The organism is Rhizobium sp. NZLR8 (assembly GCF_019685025.1).
GTDB lineage: Bacteria > Pseudomonadota > Alphaproteobacteria > Rhizobiales > Rhizobiaceae > Rhizobium.
Genome location: NZ_JABDVY010000020.1, coordinates 96879 through 116298, shown reverse-complemented (window position 1 = coordinate 116298; position 19420 = coordinate 96879). Strand labels below are relative to the sequence as shown.

General features: G+C 59.8%; 18 protein-coding genes, 1 tRNA gene and 1 pseudogene. 12 read left to right on the top strand and 8 right to left on the bottom strand.

Going from position 1 to position 19420, the window contains the following annotated elements:
• Positions 1–143, bottom strand: a pseudogene (locus HJB89_RS33480) (MFS transporter); the annotation flags it as partial.
• Between the two features lie 529 nt (positions 144–672).
• On the opposite strand from HJB89_RS33480, the gene HJB89_RS30235 reads away from it, so the two are divergent.
• Positions 673–2634 carry an elongation factor G gene (locus HJB89_RS30235; protein ID WP_207583051.1) on the top strand — a complete coding sequence of 654 codons (1962 nt, stop codon included), beginning with the start codon at positions 673–675 and terminating at the stop codon, positions 2632–2634.
• 489 nt (positions 2635–3123) lie between these two features.
• Here the strand turns inward: HJB89_RS30235 and HJB89_RS30230 are convergent, their stop codons facing one another.
• A complete protein-coding gene (locus HJB89_RS30230) occupies positions 3124–3384 on the bottom strand; it encodes a hypothetical protein (RefSeq protein ID WP_207583052.1) in 261 nt (86 codons plus the stop codon).
• Between the two features lie 253 nt (positions 3385–3637).
• Positions 3638–4339, bottom strand: coding sequence for a thioredoxin family protein (locus tag HJB89_RS30225; RefSeq protein ID WP_221117588.1), 702 nt, complete (start codon positions 4337–4339; stop codon positions 3638–3640).
• A gap of 692 nt (positions 4340–5031) precedes the next feature.
• Here HJB89_RS30225 and HJB89_RS30220 point away from each other — a divergent pair.
• A complete protein-coding gene (locus tag HJB89_RS30220) occupies positions 5032–5475 on the top strand; it encodes a MarR family winged helix-turn-helix transcriptional regulator (RefSeq protein WP_259669391.1) in 444 nt (147 codons plus the stop codon).
• Here the strand turns inward: HJB89_RS30220 and HJB89_RS30215 are convergent.
• Positions 5472–5894, bottom strand: a complete 423-nt coding sequence (locus HJB89_RS30215; RefSeq protein WP_221117587.1) for an ester cyclase — start codon at positions 5892–5894, stop codon at positions 5472–5474. The two genes, HJB89_RS30220 and HJB89_RS30215, sit on opposite strands and share 4 nt — an antisense overlap.
• Before the next feature lie 521 nt (positions 5895–6415).
• Between HJB89_RS30215 and HJB89_RS30210 the strand changes: the two genes are divergently transcribed.
• Positions 6416–6856, top strand: coding sequence for a hypothetical protein (locus HJB89_RS30210; protein WP_221117586.1), 441 nt, complete (start codon positions 6416–6418; stop codon positions 6854–6856).
• A gap of 300 nt (positions 6857–7156) precedes the next feature.
• Here the strand turns inward: HJB89_RS30210 and HJB89_RS30205 are convergent.
• Positions 7157–7230, bottom strand: a tRNA-Gln gene (locus HJB89_RS30205).
• A gap of 241 nt (positions 7231–7471) precedes the next feature.
• On the opposite strand from HJB89_RS30205, the gene HJB89_RS30200 reads away from it, so the two are divergent.
• The 3 genes from HJB89_RS30200 to HJB89_RS30190 all read left to right on the top strand — a co-directional run bounded on the left by HJB89_RS30200 (position 7472) and on the right by HJB89_RS30190 (position 10313).
• Entirely contained in the window at positions 7472–9043 is a 1572-nt protein-coding gene (locus HJB89_RS30200; RefSeq protein ID WP_207583057.1) for a Ppx/GppA phosphatase family protein, read from the top strand.
• 111 nt (positions 9044–9154) lie between these two features.
• Positions 9155–9874 (top strand): RlmE family RNA methyltransferase, encoded by a 720-nt coding sequence (locus tag HJB89_RS30195; RefSeq protein WP_207583058.1) that lies wholly within the window; start codon positions 9155–9157, stop codon positions 9872–9874.
• Between the two features lie 55 nt (positions 9875–9929).
• On the top strand, positions 9930–10313 hold the full coding sequence (locus HJB89_RS30190; RefSeq protein ID WP_221131119.1) for a VOC family protein: 384 nt from the start codon (positions 9930–9932) through the stop codon (positions 10311–10313).
• A 55-nt stretch (positions 10314–10368) separates the two neighbouring features.
• Here HJB89_RS30190 and HJB89_RS30185 read toward each other — a convergent pair whose 3' ends face one another.
• Positions 10369–11793, bottom strand: coding sequence for a DHA2 family efflux MFS transporter permease subunit (locus tag HJB89_RS30185; protein WP_221117585.1), 1425 nt, complete (start codon positions 11791–11793; stop codon positions 10369–10371).
• A gap of 235 nt (positions 11794–12028) precedes the next feature.
• Here HJB89_RS30185 and HJB89_RS30180 point away from each other — a divergent pair, with 235 nt between their 5' ends.
• From HJB89_RS30180 to HJB89_RS30160, 5 genes are all read left to right on the top strand, one after another.
• Positions 12029–13036 carry an MBL fold metallo-hydrolase gene (locus tag HJB89_RS30180; protein ID WP_221150911.1) on the top strand — a complete coding sequence of 336 codons (1008 nt, stop codon included), beginning with the start codon at positions 12029–12031 and terminating at the stop codon, positions 13034–13036.
• Positions 13037–13339: 303 nt separating this feature from the next.
• Complete coding sequence (gene guaB, locus HJB89_RS30175; RefSeq protein WP_221117584.1) at positions 13340–14824, top strand: IMP dehydrogenase; 1485 nt, start codon at positions 13340–13342, stop codon at positions 14822–14824.
• 2 nt (positions 14825–14826) lie between these two features.
• Positions 14827–15381, top strand: coding sequence for a hypothetical protein (locus HJB89_RS30170; RefSeq protein WP_207583063.1), 555 nt, complete (start codon positions 14827–14829; stop codon positions 15379–15381).
• An 84-nt stretch (positions 15382–15465) separates the two neighbouring features.
• Positions 15466–15882 carry an MAPEG family protein gene (locus HJB89_RS30165; RefSeq protein ID WP_221117583.1) on the top strand — a complete coding sequence of 139 codons (417 nt, stop codon included), beginning with the start codon at positions 15466–15468 and terminating at the stop codon, positions 15880–15882.
• 289 nt (positions 15883–16171) lie between these two features.
• The gene (locus HJB89_RS30160) at positions 16172–16813 is read left to right on the top strand and encodes a TetR family transcriptional regulator (RefSeq protein WP_207583065.1); all 642 of its coding nucleotides are present in this window, start codon (positions 16172–16174) and stop codon (positions 16811–16813) included.
• A gap of 4 nt (positions 16814–16817) precedes the next feature.
• Here the strand turns inward: HJB89_RS30160 and HJB89_RS30155 are convergent, their stop codons facing one another.
• Positions 16818–17774 carry a LysR substrate-binding domain-containing protein gene (locus tag HJB89_RS30155; RefSeq protein ID WP_164010060.1) on the bottom strand — a complete coding sequence of 319 codons (957 nt, stop codon included), beginning with the start codon at positions 17772–17774 and terminating at the stop codon, positions 16818–16820.
• A 203-nt stretch (positions 17775–17977) separates the two neighbouring features.
• Here HJB89_RS30155 and HJB89_RS30150 point away from each other — a divergent pair, with 203 nt between their 5' ends.
• On the top strand, positions 17978–18277 hold the full coding sequence (locus HJB89_RS30150) for a DUF1127 domain-containing protein (RefSeq protein WP_221150909.1): 300 nt from the start codon (positions 17978–17980) through the stop codon (positions 18275–18277).
• Between the two features lie 87 nt (positions 18278–18364).
• Here the strand turns inward: HJB89_RS30150 and HJB89_RS30145 are convergent, their stop codons facing one another.
• Positions 18365–19228, bottom strand: coding sequence for a DUF937 domain-containing protein (locus HJB89_RS30145; RefSeq protein ID WP_221150908.1), 864 nt, complete (start codon positions 19226–19228; stop codon positions 18365–18367).
• Positions 19229–19420: the final 192 nt, after the last annotated feature.

The window sequence follows — 19420 nt, the reverse complement described above, 5'->3', positions numbered from 1 at the left end:
ACGAACGCATAGTCGAAGGCAAGATCTTTCCGCATGTCTGGGATGATCTGAGGAAAAAGGCTGAGGCCGAAGCCGTAACACGTGCCGACGCAGGCGATCATGACGGCCACGAGAACATTACCTGGGATACGCACGCTAGTCATCATGATCGGCCTCTGTTGGCAACCGGGTTCACGCTCCCGCTCGACGCGATGATCATCTAGCATGGGCAGCCGGCGGACTGTCGGGTCTGCGACGATGGGAGGGAGGTCGTGGGTCGGCATCGAATAATTGATCCCAGTCGCGCAGATCTGCTTGACCCCAAAAAATGCCATTCATTGCAACTTGCGCACCTGACCAAACGTGCCGCACGCGTTCGGAAGGTTCATCTCGCCGCCATGCTTGCAACGAGATCGCTGAACCTTAGAATGATTGACTTATTTGAGCCTAGGCTGCCGGCTCCGTGATGTCCATTCGTGTCGAGATTTCACCCAACTTTGCATTTCATCGCGACCCTGCGGAGACGCCGATATCGCAAATTCGTCAATGCGTTCTCAGCCACTGAATGGATCAGCCTCAAATGCAAGTCTAAGTCAAAGCGTTGTGAAACTGAACCACCTCTGGCGCCTTGCAGCGGTTCAGGGCATCCTATGATGGCTGAAAATTGTGTTTATGGCAGTTGGAGGAAGGCCGATGCGCTGCTTTACCGTGCTTGGACCCTCGCAGACCGGAAAATCGACAGTCGTGGAAAAACTCGGCTCCCTGGAGGGGACGCCGAGAAAATCCAGCTCCCCTTATGGATTGAACCTCACAGAATTCACCTTCGGAAACGAGGCGTGGTGTGCACTGGATGCGCCAGGCCCCAACGAAGCGTTGGCGCATGCGCAGCACGCACTTCTTGCCAGCGACGCCTGCATACTGTGCGTTTCATCGGCACCCGCGCAGGCTGTGCTCGCCGCGCCCTATCTGCGGATAATCGAAGCCTCGGGGACGCCTTGCATCCTCTTCGTCAACCGGATGGACGAGCCGATAGGGCGGTTGAGGGACGTGATCGCCGCGCTTCAAGACTACGCCAACCACATCCTTTTGCTTCGCCAGATCCCGATCCGCGAGGGGGACAGGATCATTGGCAGTTGCGATCTGATTTCGGAACGGGCGTGGCGATACCGGGAAGGCCAGACGTCGGCGCTGATCGCAATCCCCGAAAGCACTGCCGAACGCGAGCACGAGGCGCGCACCGAGCTCCTGGAACAACTGTGCGAATTTGATGACTGGCTTCTCGAGGAACTGATCGAGGACCACGAGCCATCCAGTGATGCGCTCTATGCCATTTCATCACGGGTTCTCAGGGAAAACAGAATTATCCCGGTCCTGATCGGTGCTGCAAGTCACGGCAACGGCATGACGAGGCTGATGAAGGCGCTGCGCCACGAGGCGCCGCCGGTAGGGGTTCTTCGGCAGCGTCTCGCTCATATGGGAACTGTCGATGAAGGCAAGCTGGTGGCCGTAAGCTTCCATGCCTATCATCGCCAGAATGTCGGCAAGACGGTGCTCGTGCGCGCACTTGGCGAGGGACTGCGGCAAGGCGCATCACTGGGCGGCTCCAGCCTCGGCGCCGTACAAAATCTCGCAAACGGGCGGTCCAATTCGGCGGTTCTGCCTGCGCCGGGGGATGTCTTCGCGACGGTCAAGTCCGACCACCTGCCCGTCCCTTCGCTGTTGACCTCCGGCGCGGTGGTCGCCCCGCCTGAGTGGACGGAACCACCCACGCCGATGCTTGAAAGGATCCTAATTCCGGGCAGCGAGCGCGATGAAAACAAACTTTCCGCAACGCTGGCGAAACTTTCCGAGACGGATCGCGGTCTGAAAGTCTTGCAGGAGGAAGGCACGGGCGCTCAACTCGTCCGCGCCCAAGGGCCGATGCATCTGCGTGATCTCTGCCGAACGCTGTCCGATGTCTTTCATATCTCCGTGACCGACCGAACGCCCAGCCCAATCTACCGCGAGACGATCACGAAACCATCGGAGGTTCATTACCGCCATCGCAAACAGACCGGCGGTGCCGGGCAATTCGCGGATGTGAAGTTGAGCATTCACCCCAACGAGCGCGGCCAGGGCTTCACCTTTGGCGAAACCATCAAGGGCGGCGCCGTCCCGCGCAATTACATCCCCGCCGTCGAAGCGGGCGCGCGCGAAGCGATGGAGAAAGGACCGCTGGGCTTCGAAGTCATCGATGTCGGCGTAACGCTGTTAGATGGTCAGCACCATACCGTCGACAGTTCGGAGCACGCCTTCCGGACTGCGTCGAAAATGGGGGTGCGACAGGCGCTTTCCGAAGGATCGACCGTCTTGATGCAGCCGGTCTTCCGCAGCGAGTTCCACATCCCGTCGGTCTATTCAGGCAGCCTTGTCCAGATCGTCGCCGCTCTCAATGGTCAGGTTCTCGGCTTCGACCGTGATGAAACCGCCAAGGGATGGGACATCTTCCGGGCGCTCGTTCCGGGCGGCGCACATAACGATCTGGCGCGGGCGCTGCGCTCGGCGACGCAGGGCATCGGTTATTTTTCCAAAACCTTCGATCACTTCGAGGAACTATACGGCAAGGAAGCGGACGCCATTGTGAGGGCAAACGAGAAACCACGCACCGCACACTGAAACGTTCGCGCCACTTCATGCTCGTTCACAGAGCCGGGCTCACGCCCGCCCGTATGCAATAGCCGCGCGGTCTGCGGCGTAGGCGAAAGAGATCCAGCAACTTTGCACCTATGGGCGATGCAGACATTCGTTCCATGGCTACGTACGAGCCGACATGGAATTCGGTTATAACAAGATCGGGCCGGTCTTGTTCGGCTCGTACCTCAGGATCGCGTTGCTGGTGAACTCGCTGCCGTAGCATGGATTTGCACTACATTGCACCGGGCAAACCGATTCAGAACGCCTTCATGGAGGGTTTTCCTTGGTGTAGAACCATTGGTCGATCTCGCCGTCGAAATAGAGGTCGGCGGTCTTCTTTGCCTCAAGCGGCCCTGGACATGGCGTTTGATCAAAAGTCACGAGGATAAAGCGCCCAATCGTTCCATCGGACGCGTCTGATGTCGACGGACGCGGAACGAATGAGTCCCTGTCGCTCGTGGCTTTCGGAATTTACATGGCGCCCATGCTCTTCATGGCCTTGTCCATGTGCATGCTGCACGACTTCATCTTGTGCGCCTTCATTGAGGACTCGGCCATCATCATCTCGCTCATGGCCGACTTCTTCATCTTCATGTCGGTCATGCCATCGATCTTCTTGTGCAGGGACATCATCGAGGCGTCGTCACACTTGGACATCGCCATTGTGGCCGAATGGGCGGGAAGAGTCGCAGCCGTCATTAGAACTGCGGCGGCAAGGGCTGACTTGAACATGGTATTCTCCTTTGCGGTGCGGTTAATTCTGCATATAGAAAGCAATGAGGTAACCGTTCATGAGAAATAAACGCAATACAAAATATTAATCCATCGATATAATAGTAACAAAAGAAAAATGGCTTTTTTACAGCCTTAATTTTCCCGGATTTATAAACCGAAGTCCAAATACACGGGCATAATCACGATTAGAATCGCTTTTCTTTTCCTGGTACATATTTCTAATTAGGGTGGATTTTGCATAAGTCAGTCTTCAGTCGGTCGTCGCCGATAGGATTGTCCCTCCATGATCGCCTTGAACGAGGATGGCGGTCTTCAATCGGCCGGGTTCCGGCGCGAACCGGTAGGAAGTTGGTTGGCCATTCCAACCGCCAAGACGCACGAGATCATGAACGACGTGGATATGCGGCAACGTTGTGCCGCTGTTTTCACCGCGCGCCACAGGCACCTCGACGAGATTGGGATCGTAGCGGACAAGCCAGATGTCAGCCTCTGACTTCGGGGAAGGGCCGCTGCCCACCGAAACCTCATTCTTGCCGAGAGATAGCGATGGAGACGTCAGTGGCATTGCGCCCGAAATCAGTCGATTGATTTCGGATAATTCGTTTCCAACAGTCGTTGTTGTCCCGTTGACAACCACCTGCGGCGTGTAGGATCCGGATTGGCGAAGGCGGGGCTCATAATCGGCCTGGCGATCCGTGAATTCTCGTTTTCCAAAACTGTCTTTCCATCCGAGATAGTCCCAATAAGTCACTGCAAAGCTCAAGGTGAGGACATCCTCGCGGTGGCTCAACTTTATCAGGTTGGCGTTTGCCGGCGGACAAGACGAGCAGCCTTGGCTGGTAAATAGTTCCACCACCGTCGGCGCGCGATTGGCGGCGGTCGCCAGATCTGCAAAGCCGGCGACTGACGGTAGCGCAAGGCCTGCAATGAAAATCGATTTGAGCTGCTTCATTTCTCTGCTCCCTAGTGCTTCTCTACGCACACTCGAAAGGGTCTACGCAGCAAGATCGAGATTCGTTACATGCTCGCGATTTCGTGATCGAGTGGTTGCGTTCTGTGGGACAGGCCGGGCCGTTGGTGGTTTGCATTGGACGTTGAGGTCCACAACGATACGTGCTCATCAGCAGCCAATGGCCAGGCCCCCAAAAGAGGAGGCCAGCAATTCGCTTCCTCGCTGTAATGCCGGAGAAACTTGGCACCTCCCGCGCCCGCAGTGCCTTTCGGCGTGGAAAATTGGCTCTGACTCACATTTGGTGATTTAGATGGCGAACTGCCGACATCGATCAACGGGCGGATCCAGAGGGAAGGGGATCCCGCGATCGAAGGCACAGACCGTTTGCCACAACGTCGCGTGAAAAACCCGATCCACAGGCCGGCGGTTCGATCCTCCTCAAGGCGAGCATCGCTCACTTTCGCAATGGCGCCCAATCGGAAATAGAAGATCAGCTCGCTGAACGTCGGCCTCGCGCCTTCATCTCGGTCATAGAGGCAGCCGTCGCTCCTGCCTGAAAGCAGACGTGGTCATGGGAGCGGCGTCACGTCGCTTGTGCGCCAGAAGCGGTCACAAGTGCCGAGGCTATTTCTCTTCTAGTTTTCTCGTTCTATGGAAAGGTTCAGAGTGTTCAGCTTAGGCGGAAAAAGAAATTGACCAGCGAAGAAGCCAACTCCGAAAAAGACACCGATGCGCTAGCGCTTGCGGAAAAACTTCGTGTCACGCTCGGCAGATTCGTTCGCGGCCTGAAGACGCAAGCAAATACACCGACAACCTCGCAGTCGGAAACGCTGTCGCTTCTGGATCGGGCGGGGTCGCTCAGTGTCGCCGAACTCGCAGGCCGCCGCAACGTTAGGCATCAGAGCATGCGACTGGTTACCGCTCAGTTGGAATCTGATGGACTGATCAGCAAGACACCAAATCCAGCGGACGGGCGCAGCCAGCTTCTTTCAATCACCGAGAAGGGAAAGGAGGTACTATCCCGCGCCCGCGAAGCCCGAACGTCGCAGATTGCCAACTTGATCGAGGAACGCCTGTCCGGCAAGGACAGACGAACGCTCGAAGCCGCAATCCGTGTTATCGAACGGCTGTGCTAGCTCTTCGCATCAAGCTTGGACAATGCAGCGAGCACGTTGGGCAAGGTGTTCACGCCCCAATGCTCAGCATATTTGCCGTCCTGAACTCGCACAATATCTATAACGCTAATGGAAACGTCCCGTCCCGTCGCCGGAACGCCCAGCAAAGTACCGGTGTGAACTCCGCTTATCGTCTTTCGAGTTGTGACCTTATCTCCCTCGGCGATCTGGTCATGGATCGTTACCTCCAGGTTCGATAGAGCCGGACGAAGAATATTCTGGAAGGTGTGCCACATGCTTTCCGGGCCGTTCGGCATTCCCTGCGGCGCGGCGTGATTCACAAAGTGGGGAGCCATCAAGGCATGAAATTCTGTTTCGCTCCCATTTTGAATGACCTCGATGTTGAAGCGGCGAACCACCTCTTTGCGGTCGGTAGACATGATTGATCCTTCGCACAAACGACAACATTATATACAGTGCATCTGTATATAATGTTGTGGTAGACGTTCCGCGATCCTGTAGCAAGTCATACCTGCTACAGGTGTCCACTCTGGGCGCAAAGCGGAAATGATTTCCGCTTTGCGCCTCATATCGGCCGTAGAAGTCGATCTTGACCTTGCCCGGAAGCAGACATCTGCTGTGACCGCGCTGTACGTGACGCCGCGACGCGCCTCCGAGCGCATCTCAGCAACGCCGTCAAAGGTTGTGGGTTGTGAAATGTTTACAGCTTTGCGCATCCCTCGCTTTCGTGCTCTAGATGAGTCAGCCGAGCGTGGCCACCGGCCCTGTCACCGAGGCTATGTTTGCCACCAGCCTCGTTTCGTGGCGGCCTTCTCCCAGCCGGATTCTGGCCGCGTGCTTGGAACTAATGGCGGGCGAGACTGTTTCAGACTGTAACTTTGGCATAACGCAGACGTGCCCTCCTGGCTGGGTAAGCCTCGATTTTGAGGAGACTCGCATCATGAAGATTTCGTCCAGATTTCGTTCAGTCGCGGCTGCGGTTATCGCTGCAGCAGGAATCAGCTTTGCCGGCTCCGCGCATGCCGACGGCGGTACGATCAGCTTCTCGGTCTACAAGGCTGCCTTCTTTGTGGGTGGTTCTGGAGGCGAGGGTATGCTGACCTTCCATGGTCGCCGCTATCCCGTCTCTGTCGGCGGCATCTCGGGCGGCCTCGCCTTCGGGGCTTCTAAGACCTATTTTCATGGTACCGTTCGCCATATTCGCCGCGCCCGAGATGTGACGGGGGTCTACGGTGCGGCGGGCGGTGGCGGCGCGCTCGGCAAAGGGGCCCAGGTGATCGTCATGACCAATGACAAGGGCGCCCAACTCGAACTCTCCGGCAAGCAGGTAGGCCTGCAAGTCAACGCCGATCTCAGCGGTATTGCCATCACGGTAAAGTAGGGGCTGTCGCTCCGTTCGTCGTCCCTTCAGTCGGCCCACTACGCTGAATACAAAGGTCGGCTTTCAGCGCTACGATCTAAAAAGCGGCCGTTCCACTGTCGGCCCCAACGCCGTCGTTGGTCAGGGCTTGAGGCACTCGAATAGGGTCCCCAGCCGTCTTATAGAGAGCTCTAAGCATCCTTGGGATCTGGAGAACGTCACATGGTACTTGACGCGAAACCGCGCCAAGTAACTGCAAAGACGTCACTTTTTCTCTTGTGGGATTGCAACTATTAAACAGAAAGGGATAGGTCTAAAAATTGGCTGGGGAACCTGGACTCGAACCAAGATTAACGGAGTCAGAGTCCGTCGTTCTACCATTGAACTATTCCCCAGCAGTTGCCGCCGAAGCATGGCTTGGCTGCTGTGCGGCGCTTATAACCAAAAGCCGGTGGATTGCAAATACCCGTTCTGAAAAAAATCGGTGTTCCCTAAGAAAGGCGAAACTGCTCCAAATCGCGGTTCAAAAAAGAATTTGGCGATTTCTGCGGGCGCTGATATTCTTGCCGCAACGCAAAAATCAAATGAGCGCCTGCTGCATATCTCAGAACTTGCGCGGCGCGGTGGAAAAACAACGTGGAAGACCCCGAAGGCGGCGCAAAGCCGCAATTTGACGGGGCGTCGGCGGAAGGGCGCAAGGACGGCAAGAAGTCCAGGCGCCGCAAGGGCAAGCGTGGCGGGCATTCCCGCAGCGCGGCTCATCCCGCTTCGCATGAGCCTACCGGCGGTGCCGGACAGCCTGCGCGCCCGATGGAAGATGCGGCCGGCAATCCGGCCCGCAAGCGAAAGCGTCGCCGTCGTGGCGGCCATGGCGCGCCGCAGGACGGTTCCCCACATGCCCATCCGATGGAGCAGACCCAAGCGGTGGACAGTGCTGCTCGGTCCGAAGGCGAGCAGACGCCGAGCCGGCGCAACCGCCGCAAACATCGCGGCAAGCGCGGTCTTCAGGGCCGGCCGCTGACGTCGGCAAAACCATCAAGTGCCCCGCAACAGGAAAGCCGTGCGGATGAGACGCTGCGCATTGCAGTTCCGCGCGAAACACAGAACAGCACAGCCGCCAACCGCAAGGGCCGCCAGGATAGTCACGGCCATCCCGGGTTTCAGGGCGATCGCCAGGCCGGCGAACATGCATGGCCGGACGAACTCTACGCCGCTCTCGACCTTGGCACCAACAATTGCCGTCTGCTCATCGCCCAGCCGACCCGCCCGGGGCAATTCCGGGTGGTCGACGCGTTCTCTCGCATCGTACGCCTTGGCGAGGGCCTTGCGGCCAGCGGCCGTCTGTCCGACGAGGCGATGGAGAGGGCAGTCGAAGCGCTGAGGATCTGCGCCTCCAAACTCAGAAACCGCGAGATCCGCCGCATGCGGCTGATCGCCACCGAAGCCTGCCGCCAGGCGGTCAATGGTGAGGAGTTCCTCAGCCGCGTCGTTGCCGAAACCGGCCTCGCGCTGGAGATTATCGATCGCGAGACCGAAGCACGGCTGGCCGTCTCCGGCTGCTCTTCGCTGGTCGGGCGTGAGACACGCTCCGTCGTGCTCTTCGATATCGGCGGCGGCTCGTCGGAGATCGCCGTCATCCGCATCGGTGACAATCGTTTCAGCCGGTTGGCCAATCACATCACTCACTGGACCTCGCTGCCGGTCGGCGTCGTGACGTTGTCGGAGCGTCATGGCGGGCGCGACGTCACGCCGGAGGCCTTCGAAGGCATGGTCCGCGAAGTCGGCGGCATGCTCGAAGGTTTCGATTGCCCGGAGATCGAGGTTGCCCAGGCCGGCGACTTCCATCTGATCGGCACATCAGGCACGGTGACGACGCTTGCCGGCGTCCATCTCGACCTGCCGCGTTATGACCGGCGCAAGGTCGATGGCATCTGGCTGTCCGATGACGAGGTCTCCGCCATGCAGGCAAAACTGCTCTCCTGGAATTTCGAAAGCCGCGCCGCCAATCCCTGCATCGGGCCCGATCGGGCCGATCTGGTGCTTGCCGGCTGCGCAATCCTGGAGGCGATCCGCCGCCGCTGGCCGAGCCCGCGCATGCGCGTGGCCGATCGCGGCTTGAGGGAAGGCCTGCTCACCGACATGATGGCCGATGACGGCGTGTGGCGGCGTAATCGCAACCGCCGCGGCCAGCGGGCCAGATCCGGATGATTTCAGGCCGACCTGAAATCTGAATCCGGATATGAATCAAAGAGTTAGAGCATGATGTCGTCCGAAAACCGCGCACACTTTTCGGCATCATGCTCTAGATAAGGAAAAGGCATGACCAAAGCACCGATCGCGGGAAACCGCACCGGCCGCAAGCTCGGCCAGCGCGTCAAGAACAAGAAGATGAAGGCCTCCTCGCGCCAATGGCTGCAGCGCCACATCAACGATCCCTATGTCCAGCGCGCCCAGCTGGAAGGCTATCGCGCCCGCGCCGCCTTCAAGCTTTTGGAGATCGACGAGAAGCACCATATCCTGCGCGGCGCCAAGCGCATCATCGATCTGGGTGCTGCACCCGGCAGCTGGTCGCAGATCGCTGCCAAGGTCACCGGCTCGACGGATGAGGATATCCGTGTGGCCGCGATCGATTTTCTCGAAATGGCCCAGCTGCCCGGCGTCAAGATCCTGCAGCTCGATTTCCTCGATCCGACGGCGCCGGAAAAGCTGCTGGAGGCGGTCGGCGGCACGCCAGATCTCGTCTTCTCCGATATGGCAGCACCGACCACCGGCCACCACCGCACCGACCATTTGCGCACCATGCATCTCTGCGAAGTCGCGGCCCAATTCGCCGTCGAGGTGCTGGGGGAGGGCGGACATTTCCTCACCAAGACCTTCCAGGGCGGCACCGAGCGTGAGCTGCTCGCCATGCTGAAGCAGAATTTCCGCCAGGTCGTCCATGTCAAGCCGAACGCATCGCGCGCCGAATCGGTCGAGATGTTCCTGCTCGCCAAGGGCTTCAAGGGACGCAAGGCCGAAGGTGACGCAGAGCAGGCTTGATCTTGGGCTGGTCTCGGCCGATGATGACGATCTCAAGAGCTGAGCTGCTGGTCCCATGCTTCTTTACGTCACGCTCGGAACCAACGATCTTTATCGCGCAGGACATTTTTATGATGCCGTGCTGCCTCTGCTCGGCTATCGCCGCCAGCATTATTCGGAAGAGGAAATCGGCTATTCCGCCGAGAGCGATACGCGCTGCCGCTTCTGGTTGGTGACGCCGTTCAATTGCCGCCGGGCGACGTCTGGCAATGGCGCCATGGTCGCCTTTGCAGCCGAACGCCGAGCCGATGTCGACGCCTTCCATGTGGCGGCGATGGCGGCAGGCGCCGTCGATGAAGGCGGGCCGGGCCTGCGCTCCTACCACGCCCATTTCTATGCCGCTTATGTGCGCGATCTCGACGGCAACAAGCTCTCTGCCGTCTGCGAAAACCCTGAATAGACGACAGCGCCGCGCGTCTTTTCAGGCGCGCAAAGGAGGCTGGAGCACTCGGAGCCTATTTCACCGCCGGCTGCTCGGCTTCGATCGTCGACGCCGTCACCAGCTTTGCGCGGTGGCCGGAAACGAGCGCGCCGGCATTGCGATCCATCCGGATGAAGGGAATGGTCGCAATGACCGTCAGTCCGGCGATGATGTAGAAGGCGAGGTGGAAATCGGCGACCTGCAACGCTTCACCCCTGATATAGATCGAGCTTTCCAGGATTGCGGCTGCGACCGCAACGCCGAGCGCCAGGCTGACCTGCTGCATCACCGAGCTCATCGATGTCGCTTGGCTGGCTTCGGCATCATCGATGTCGGCAAAGGCAAGCGCATTGACGCCGGTGAACATGAAGGAGCGGGAGAAGCCGCCGAGCAGCAGCACGCCGATGATGGCCAGATGCGGCGTTGCCGGCGTGAACAGGCCGGTGACGATGGTCACGAGGGTCGTCACCATGGCGGCGCAAAGCAGTGTCGTGCGGAAGCCGGCGGCCGCGAAAACGCGCTTTGCCATGAACTTGGTGGTGATCGCCCCGATCGCTCCGGCAAAGGTGATCAGGCCGGATTGGAATGGCGTCAGCCCGAAGCCGAGCTGCAGCATCAGCGGCGTCAGGAAGGGCATGGCGCCGACGCAGATCCGAAAGAGCGTGCCGCCCAAGGTCGAGGCCCGGAAGGTCGGGTTCTTGAACAGGTTGAGGTTGAGGATCGGCGCCGGGTGGCGTTTGGCATGGCTGATATAGAGGAAGCCGCAGATAAGGCCGATCATGGTGGCGGTGACGCCGATGATCGGGGGCAGGGCCGGCAGGCTGACGACCGACAAGCCGAAGACGACGCCGGCGGCCGTAAGCGAGGTGAGCACGAAACCGGTGAAATCGAGCCTCGGCGGCGCCGTCGCCTCGACCTCCGGCAGGAAGATCGTTGCAAGCCAGATGCCGATGATGCCGACCGGCACGTTGATCAGGAAGATCCAGTGCCAGCTGAAATAGGTGGTGATGAAGCCGCCGAGCGGCGGGCCGGTGAGCGGTCCGACCAGCGCCGGGATGGTCAGCAGCGCCATGGCTGAAACCAGATCGCTGCGCTTCGTCGTGCGCACCAGCACGAGACGGCCGACCGGCGTCATCATCGCGCCGCCCATGCCCTGCAGGAAGCGGGCAAAGACGAATTCGACGAGGTTAGACGAGATGGCGCAAAAGATCGAGCCGATGACGAAGACGGAGATGGCAAGGCGGAAGATCTTCTTGGCGCCGAACCTGTCGGCCATCCAGCCGCTGACCGGGATGAACACCGCCAGCGCCACCATATAGGAGGTCAGCGCCAGCTTCAGCGTGATCGGCCCGACATTGAGATCCGCCGCGATCGCCGGCAGCGCCGTGGCAATGACGGTGGAGTCCATCTGTTCCATGAAAAGAGCGACGGCAAGGATCAGCGGGACGATGCGGTTCATAGGCGGGAGGCCTTGATGGGCTGCGGATGGGAGCTGGGAAGGCCCGTGCTGTTTAGACCCACTTCAGAGGCCTGCCAATGCTCAAATCCGGTTCGACGACATGTTTGCTTCACGTCTGCGTGAGACGGCTTGTCCGACAACATCAACTGTCAAGATTGACATGTGTGTACCCTGCCGGGGCAAGAAATCCGGCCGGAATCGACATCGGGGCCAGTGCGGTGACGCACCGCAGGTCATAAGAGGATGGACATGTGGAAATTCGTCGGGAATAAAACGGCGCGCCCTTTTTGCCGCAGGCCTCGGCCTGTTCGCAGCGCCGGTCATTTTAAGAGAGAGGGCCGAAGCGGCCGCGACTGGAGAAAGCAGTAAGATGGATTTAACGCCGTTGCCCGAGATCAATCAATTCAAGCTCGGTTCCTATAAGTTCACCGTCGTGCGCGACGGCACCAATGTCTCGGAAAACCCGCACGAAACCTTCGGCAGCAATCAGGACCCCGAAACCGTCAAAGCATTGCTGACCGCAAACTTCCTGCCGGCCGACAAGTTCATGAACGGATATACGCCGGCTCTCATCGATACCGGTTCGGAGGTCATTCTCGTCGATACCGGCTTCGGCGCTGGCGGTCGCGCAAGGGGCGCCGGCCAGCTTACCGAAGGCCTGAAGGCCGCAGGCTATTCAGCCGACGACGTCACCTTGGTGGCGCTGACCCATCTGCACGGCGATCATATCGGCGGCCTGATGGAAAATGGCGCGGCGGCCTTTAAGAATGCCCGCTATGTCGTCGGCCAGACCGAGTATGATTTCTGGTCGGACAAATCACGCGAGGGCACGCCGGCCGAAGGCGGCCACAAGGCGGTGCTCGCCAATGTCGCGCCGCTTGCCGAAAAGACCACGTTCATCAAGGACGGCGACAGTTTCGCGCCCGGCGTAACGGCGATGCTGGCGGCCGGACACTCGCCGGGGCATATGGTGTTCCACGTCGAATCCGAGGGCAAACGCCTGGTTCTCACAGGCGATACCGCCAACCATTATATCCTGTCGCTGCTGCGGCCGGATTGGGAAGTGCGCTTCGATATGGACAAGACGCAGGCAGCCGCCACCCGCCGCAAGGTTTTCGAGATGATCGCGGCCGAAAAGATCGCCTTCCTCGGCTACCACATGCCGTTCCCCGCCGTCGGCTTCGTCGAAAGGCAGGATGGCGGTTATCGCTTCGTGCCGAAGACCTATCAGTTCGACATCTGATCTGGAGCAATTCCAGCAAAGCTGCGCCGCAGTTTTGCCAGGCAAAGCGCAAAGCGCTTTTGCCGGGAATGCATGAAAACAAAGAGATAGAGCATCTCCTTGACCTGGGGAAATCAGGAGATGCTCCAGGCGCATGGCACCCATGCCGAGCCCGGCGGACAGGCCGGGCTTTTTGCTATTTCCTTCCTGTCATAGACGTGTTACCAGCCCTCGCCAACTTCCAAGCAATCCCATGCACACCGCCGGGGCGGACGATTCGTTTCCGGGCGGGCTCGCATTTTTATTAAACGAAGGAATTTGGCCATGGCACGCATCATTGAAACGGCAACCGGCGCAGACGCGCTTACCTTCGACGACGTGCTGCTGCAGCCCGGCCACTCCGAGGTCATGCCCGGCCAGACGAACATCTCCACCCGCATCGCCCGGGATTTCGATCTCAACATCCCGATCCTTTCTTCGGCCATGGATACCGTCACCGAAAGCCGCCTGGCGATCGCCATGGCGCAGGCCGGCGGCCTCGGCGTCATCCACCGCAACCTGACGCCGATCGAGCAGGCCGAAGAGGTCCGCCAGGTCAAGAAGTTCGAAAGCGGCATGGTCGTCAATCCGGTCACCATCGGCCCGGATGCAAAGCTTGCCGAAGCGCTGGGCCTGATGAAATCGCACAGCATCTCCGGCATTCCCGTCGTCGAGAAGTCGGGCCGCCTCGTCGGCATCCTGACCAACCGCGACGTCCGCTTCGCCTCCGATCCTGAGCAGAAGATCCACGAGCTGATGACCAAGGACAGTCTGGTCACCGTCAAGGAGAGCGTCGATCAGCAGGAGGCCAAGCGCCTGCTGCATTCGCATCGCATCGAAAAGCTGCTGGTCGTCGATACCGAAGGCCGCTGCGTCGGCCTGATCACCGTCAAGGATATCGAAAAGTCACAGCTGAACCCGAATGCCTCCAAGGATGCCCAGGGCAGGCTTCGCGCCGCTGCCGCCATCAGCGTCGGCGATGACGGTTTCGAGCGCGCCGAACGGCTGATCGAGGCCGGCGTTGATCTTCTGGTCGTCGATACCGCCCACGGCCATTCGCAGCGCGTCCTCGATGCCGTCACCCGTGTCAAGAAGCTGTCCAACTCGGTGCGCATCATGGCCGGCAACGTCGCCACCTATGACGGCACCAGAGCGCTGATCGATGCCGGCGCGGATGCCGTCAAGGTCGGTATCGGCCCGGGTTCGATCTGCACGACACGGATCGTTGCCGGCGTCGGCGTTCCGCAGCTCGCGGCCATCATGTCGGCCGTTCAGGCAGCGCAGGCTCAGGACGTGCCCGTTATCGCCGATGGCGGCATCAAATTCTCCGGCGATCTTGCCAAGGCGATCGCCGCCGGCGCTTCCGCCGTCATGATCGGTTCGCTGCTGGCCGGCACCGATGAGAGCCCGGGCGAGGTCTATCTCTACCAGGGCCGTTCCTTCAAGGCCTATCGCGGCATGGGCTCCGTCGGCGCCATGGCCCGCGGCTCGGCTGACCGTTATTTCCAGGCGGAGGTGCGCGACACGCTGAAGCTCGTGCCCGAAGGTATCGAGGGCCAGGTGCCGTACAAGGGACCAGTCGCGGCCGTCGTCCACCAGCTCGCCGGCGGCCTCAAGGCGGCCATGGGTTATGTCGGCGGCAAGGACCTGAAGGATTTCCAGGAGCGGGCGACCTTCGTGCGTATCTCCGGCGCCGGTCTTCGCGAAAGCCACGCCCATGACGTGACCATCACCCGTGAGAGCCCGAACTATCCGGGCGCCGGCCTCTGATCATGAAAGCGGGCAGCGGGATTCCTCTCTGGATCGTCGCGCTGCTCGCAGCCCTCTGCCTTGCCGTGCTTGCCTGGACGACTTTCGGCTTCGTTGTGCCCTTCAAGCACGAAACCGGACAGGCGGTTCTCGATACCTATTTCGCCGGTTACGACGAGTCGGCCGTCTTTCATATGCAGAAACTGCTCGATGAGAACGAGACGGCGACCAAGCTGCTCCGGGCCATGTATTTCGGGCCGGAGCTGATCTTTCCGGCATTGCTGACAGCGCTGCTGTTCCTCGCCTTCGCCAAGCTTGGTCCCGCCGGCGCGTGGTTCGGCCGATCGCTGCATCCGCTCGCAGGCAAAGCGGTCTATCTGCTGCCGTTGATCTACGGCATCGCCGACTACGGCGAGAATATTGCGAGCCTGGCCGCCTTCGGCAACGGTGCGTCCGCAAGTCTCGCAGCCGAGCTGCTGCCATGGATGACACGGCTGAAATTCGTAAGCCTCGCCATCTGCTTCATCCTCATCGCCCGGCTTGCCATCGCCCGCTGGCTTTCGGCGCGCGAGGACTGAGCGGCTTTATCGGGCGCTGGTATCCGGCTTCCCTTTCGGCTACTGCTCGCAACGAATTCGGAAGCGAAAAGACTTAGGAACCATATGACCGGCTATCAAATCTTCTGGCCACTCCTCGCCCATGCCGCCCTGGTCTACGGTCTTTATGCGCTTCTTGGGCTGCGGCGCGCAAAAATGGTCCGCGCCGGCAATATCGATAAATCGGACTACCGCGAAAATCGTGATGAGCCGGCCGAAAGCCTCGTCGTCAAGAACTGCCTCGCCAACCAGTTCGAACTGCCGGTGCTGTTCTACGCCTGTTGTATTCTTCTCTATACCACCGAGGCCGACAATATCGTCGCCGTCGGCCTCGCTTGGACCTTCGTCGCGCTGCGTTACGCCCATGCCGCCATCCATGTCTCCAGCAACGATCTGCGCTACCGCAGCCCGATCTTTGCCGCCGGATACCTGGTGTTAGGAGCTATGTGGGTCTGGCTCGCCCTATGGATGGCCATGAGCTGAGGGCCGGCGCGGAGTGCCTCGCCAGGCGTCCGGTGGCCAGCATTGTCACTCGTCTCGGGCAGCGGCATGGATATCACTTCGCTCGAAGAATTCTGCAACTATTTCAGGTCTTTCGGTTGCTGATCAATTAGCATGATATGATCTAGGCGCCTGATTTCACACGCTTTTGCCGGTCGTTAAAATGCGAGCGTTTTCATTTACGACTGATGAAGACCTGCAATGTCATATCCGCCCGACGCGCTGGCTTGGCATGATGCCTGCCCGCGCGAACGATAAGAACGGGAACGACATGGGCGCGGAAAGCATGGATCGGATAGGCCTGCGCAGGCAGCCGAAGCAGGAGCGCAGCATCCAGAGGCTGGACCTCATTCTCGCCGCCGCCGCCAAGATCATTGCCGAAAAGGGCGTCAGCGCCATGCGGATGACGGAACTTGCCGTCGCTGCCAAGGTGCCGATCGGCTCGGTCTACCAGTATTTTCCCGAGAAGGCGGCGATCGTCAAAGCCTTGTTCGACCAGCACGCCTCGGCAATCCAGGCGAAGACGGCGGCGATGTTTGCCGACGTGCGGTCGCTCGACCAGGCGCTCGACCTCGTCTGCGACATCATCGACTGGTACTACGATTCCTACCACAATGATCCCGTCTATCTCGGCGTCTGGATGGGAACGGAGACCGACCAGGATCTGCTTCAGCTGAATATCGAGCATAGCGCCCGCGTCGCCGGTATCTTTCATCAGGCCGTGCGCAGGCTGGCGCCCAGCCTTTGCGACGAGCAGATATATGCGCGCACTTACCTGTTCAGCCACCTGATCGGCGCCGTCATCCGGCTTGCCGCCGTCAGCGAGGAGACTTTGGCGCGGCGCATGCTCGACGAGTGGAAACGCGTCATCCGCGCCTCCCTTTTCGCCACGACCCTGCCGAACGCCGCCTAAAAACTTACCAGCTCGGTACCATATTGGCGGCCTTCAGCCGCGGATAAAGGCGTGCCTGGGCGGATTTGACGTCCGCATCGAGGTTGTCGTCGACGACAGCAGGCGTGATGTTGTCGAGGCAGGCGGTGATATGCGCCGTGATCGCGTTCATCAGCGAGAGCGAAACGCCCGGCCGTTTCATAATGCCGATCTGCACCGGCGGCAGCGCCGGAAAGCCGTCCGCCTGGCTCAGCACTTTCATGCCGGTTCGCAGCGCCGATTCCGGCATCACCGAAACCGCCATGCCGGCAAGTACGGCGGCGGCAACGACGGTGCAGGACCAGCTGGTGAACAGGATCTGGTGTTCGCGTCCGACAGCATCGAGCGCCGAACAGGCAAGCTGGCGCCACTGACAATCACGCCGGCCGACGGCAAGCGGCACTGGCGCGTCGTCGCGGATCGGATGGTTTGCCGAACCAACCCAGCAAAGCGGCTCGGTTCTCACCACATCGGACATGCGCTCGCGCGGATTATGGGTGACGAGCGCGATGTCGAGCTCGCCCTTGTGCATGCGCTCGGCCAGATCCACCGAGGGCTCGCAGACGATGTAGAGTTCGACATTCGGATGCGTCTTGGCGAAGCGGCCGATGATCTCGGGCATGTAGCGGTCGGCATAATCGTCCGGCGTGCCGATACGCAGCGTCCCTTCCAGCCTGTTATCGTCGAACGCCGCGATCGCCTCATTGTTGAGGCGGATGATGCGACGTGCATAGTTGAGCAGTTTTTCACCCTCGACCGTCAGTCGGTTGCCGCGGCCGTCCTTGATGAACAGCTGCTTGCCGATGCGCTCTTCGAGACGGCGCATCTGCATGGAGACGGCCGATTGGGTCTTGTAGACCCTGTCGGCGGCCTTGGTGAAGCTGCCGGAATCGACGATGGCGATGAAAGTCTGCAACTGGTCGAGATCAAGAGGCGCGGCCATGGTGTCACCCATAAAGATAGCTGATGATAATCATTAGAAACATTCGTTGGACTGATCAATAGCTCTTTGGCATCTTCGGGATGCAAATCAAGCAAAGTGAAGGACAGACACCCTGCCTGTCCAAGCAGAATTCAGCCTTATCCCTTTCCGCACGACCTCGCGGAAGGGGTTGGGTTGTTGCGTGCCCGAGAAAGGAGAGTTCGATGCACACGACAGACCGAACACTAGAACTCGACTGCAGCAAGCTTACCCCGACGCTTTCCCAGCGCCTGGCGGCAGGCCTCGCTCCGCTGGTCTCCCTCTTTCGCGGGTTCCGCAATCGCATGGAGATCAACGCGCTGCATGATCTGAACGAGACGCAGCTTAGGGATATCGGCCTTAGCAGGGCCGACCTGACCTCTGCGTTCCTGGCCTCGACCTTCTTCGAGGACCCCTCGGAACATCTGACGCGCTCAGCGCGCAATCGCTGGCGCCTGTCGCTCTTCCGCTCCTACGAGGAGTAGGAGCGTCGAGTTTCCCCGCAGGGTGATAGCCAATAGCCCTGCTGCTTGACCCGGTGATCGGCTTTCCCAAGCCATCGCCGGGTTTTTTTATGCCTTGGTTTCAGGCGCCTTCGGCCGATAGGTCTCGAAAATCGCTTCCAGGTTCCTCTGGTAGGTCTTCTGCACTTCCAATCCGCTGTCGAACATCGCGTTCAGCATCTCGGTATAGCTGTCGGCAACCTTCGCCTCTTCCGTCGGCGCCTCCAGCGTCTTCGTCGTCGGCTGTTTGGCCGCCGGTGGCTGGCCAAGCCCGCCCATCATCTCCTGAAAGGCCTTGGCAAAGGGATTGTCGAGGAAGGGGTTTGGCTGAGACGCCGGTTCCGCCCTCGGTACCGAAAACATCTGCTGCATCGCCTGGGTGAAGGGATTGTCGAAGATGCTGGCCTCTGGGGCCATCTTCGGTTTCGGCGCAAAGCCGGTACTCTCAAGCCATTTCTGGATGGTCTCGCCCATCGCCGTGTTGACGAAGGGGTTGACCGGTGAGGCCATCTGGCCGGTCGTCTGCTTGAAGAGCCCGCCCATCAGCGTATCGGCGAGCACCGGCAGCATCCGCTGGTAGATGTCCTGGCCGATGCCGGTCATCTGTGCGGCCTGCGCGGCCACTGCGCGCGAAACCTCCTTCGAGCCGAAAAGCTGGGCAAGGATGTTGTTGCCGTCGGAAATGCCCTCCGGCGTGAAGGCCCGGCTCATATCCTCGAAATATCGTGCATAATTGCCGGAGGAGACAGCCTGCATCAGCCCGACGAAATCATAAGGGTTGCTGGTGCTGCGTTTCAGGCCGGCGGAAAAGGCAGGCATCAGCGCAGCCATCGCCTTGGTCGCCTGTTCCTGGGCGAGGTTGAACTGCCGGGCGACTGCCTCCATCGCCGCGCCGTTCTGCGCCTGCATCATCATGTCGAAGAGTGGCAGCATGGAAGTCCCTTTCCCGGTTCGCGGCGTATTGTAACGTCACTATAACCGGAAATGGCAGAGCGCAAACCGCTTTTTGCCATAAGAACTTAGAGCATGTCGCGCAAAAGTGTGCAGCGGTTTTGCGATAACGACATGCGTAAAAACAAAGGGCTAAAGCGCTAGGAGCGAATCTGAAAGATCGCGAGGCGCTTT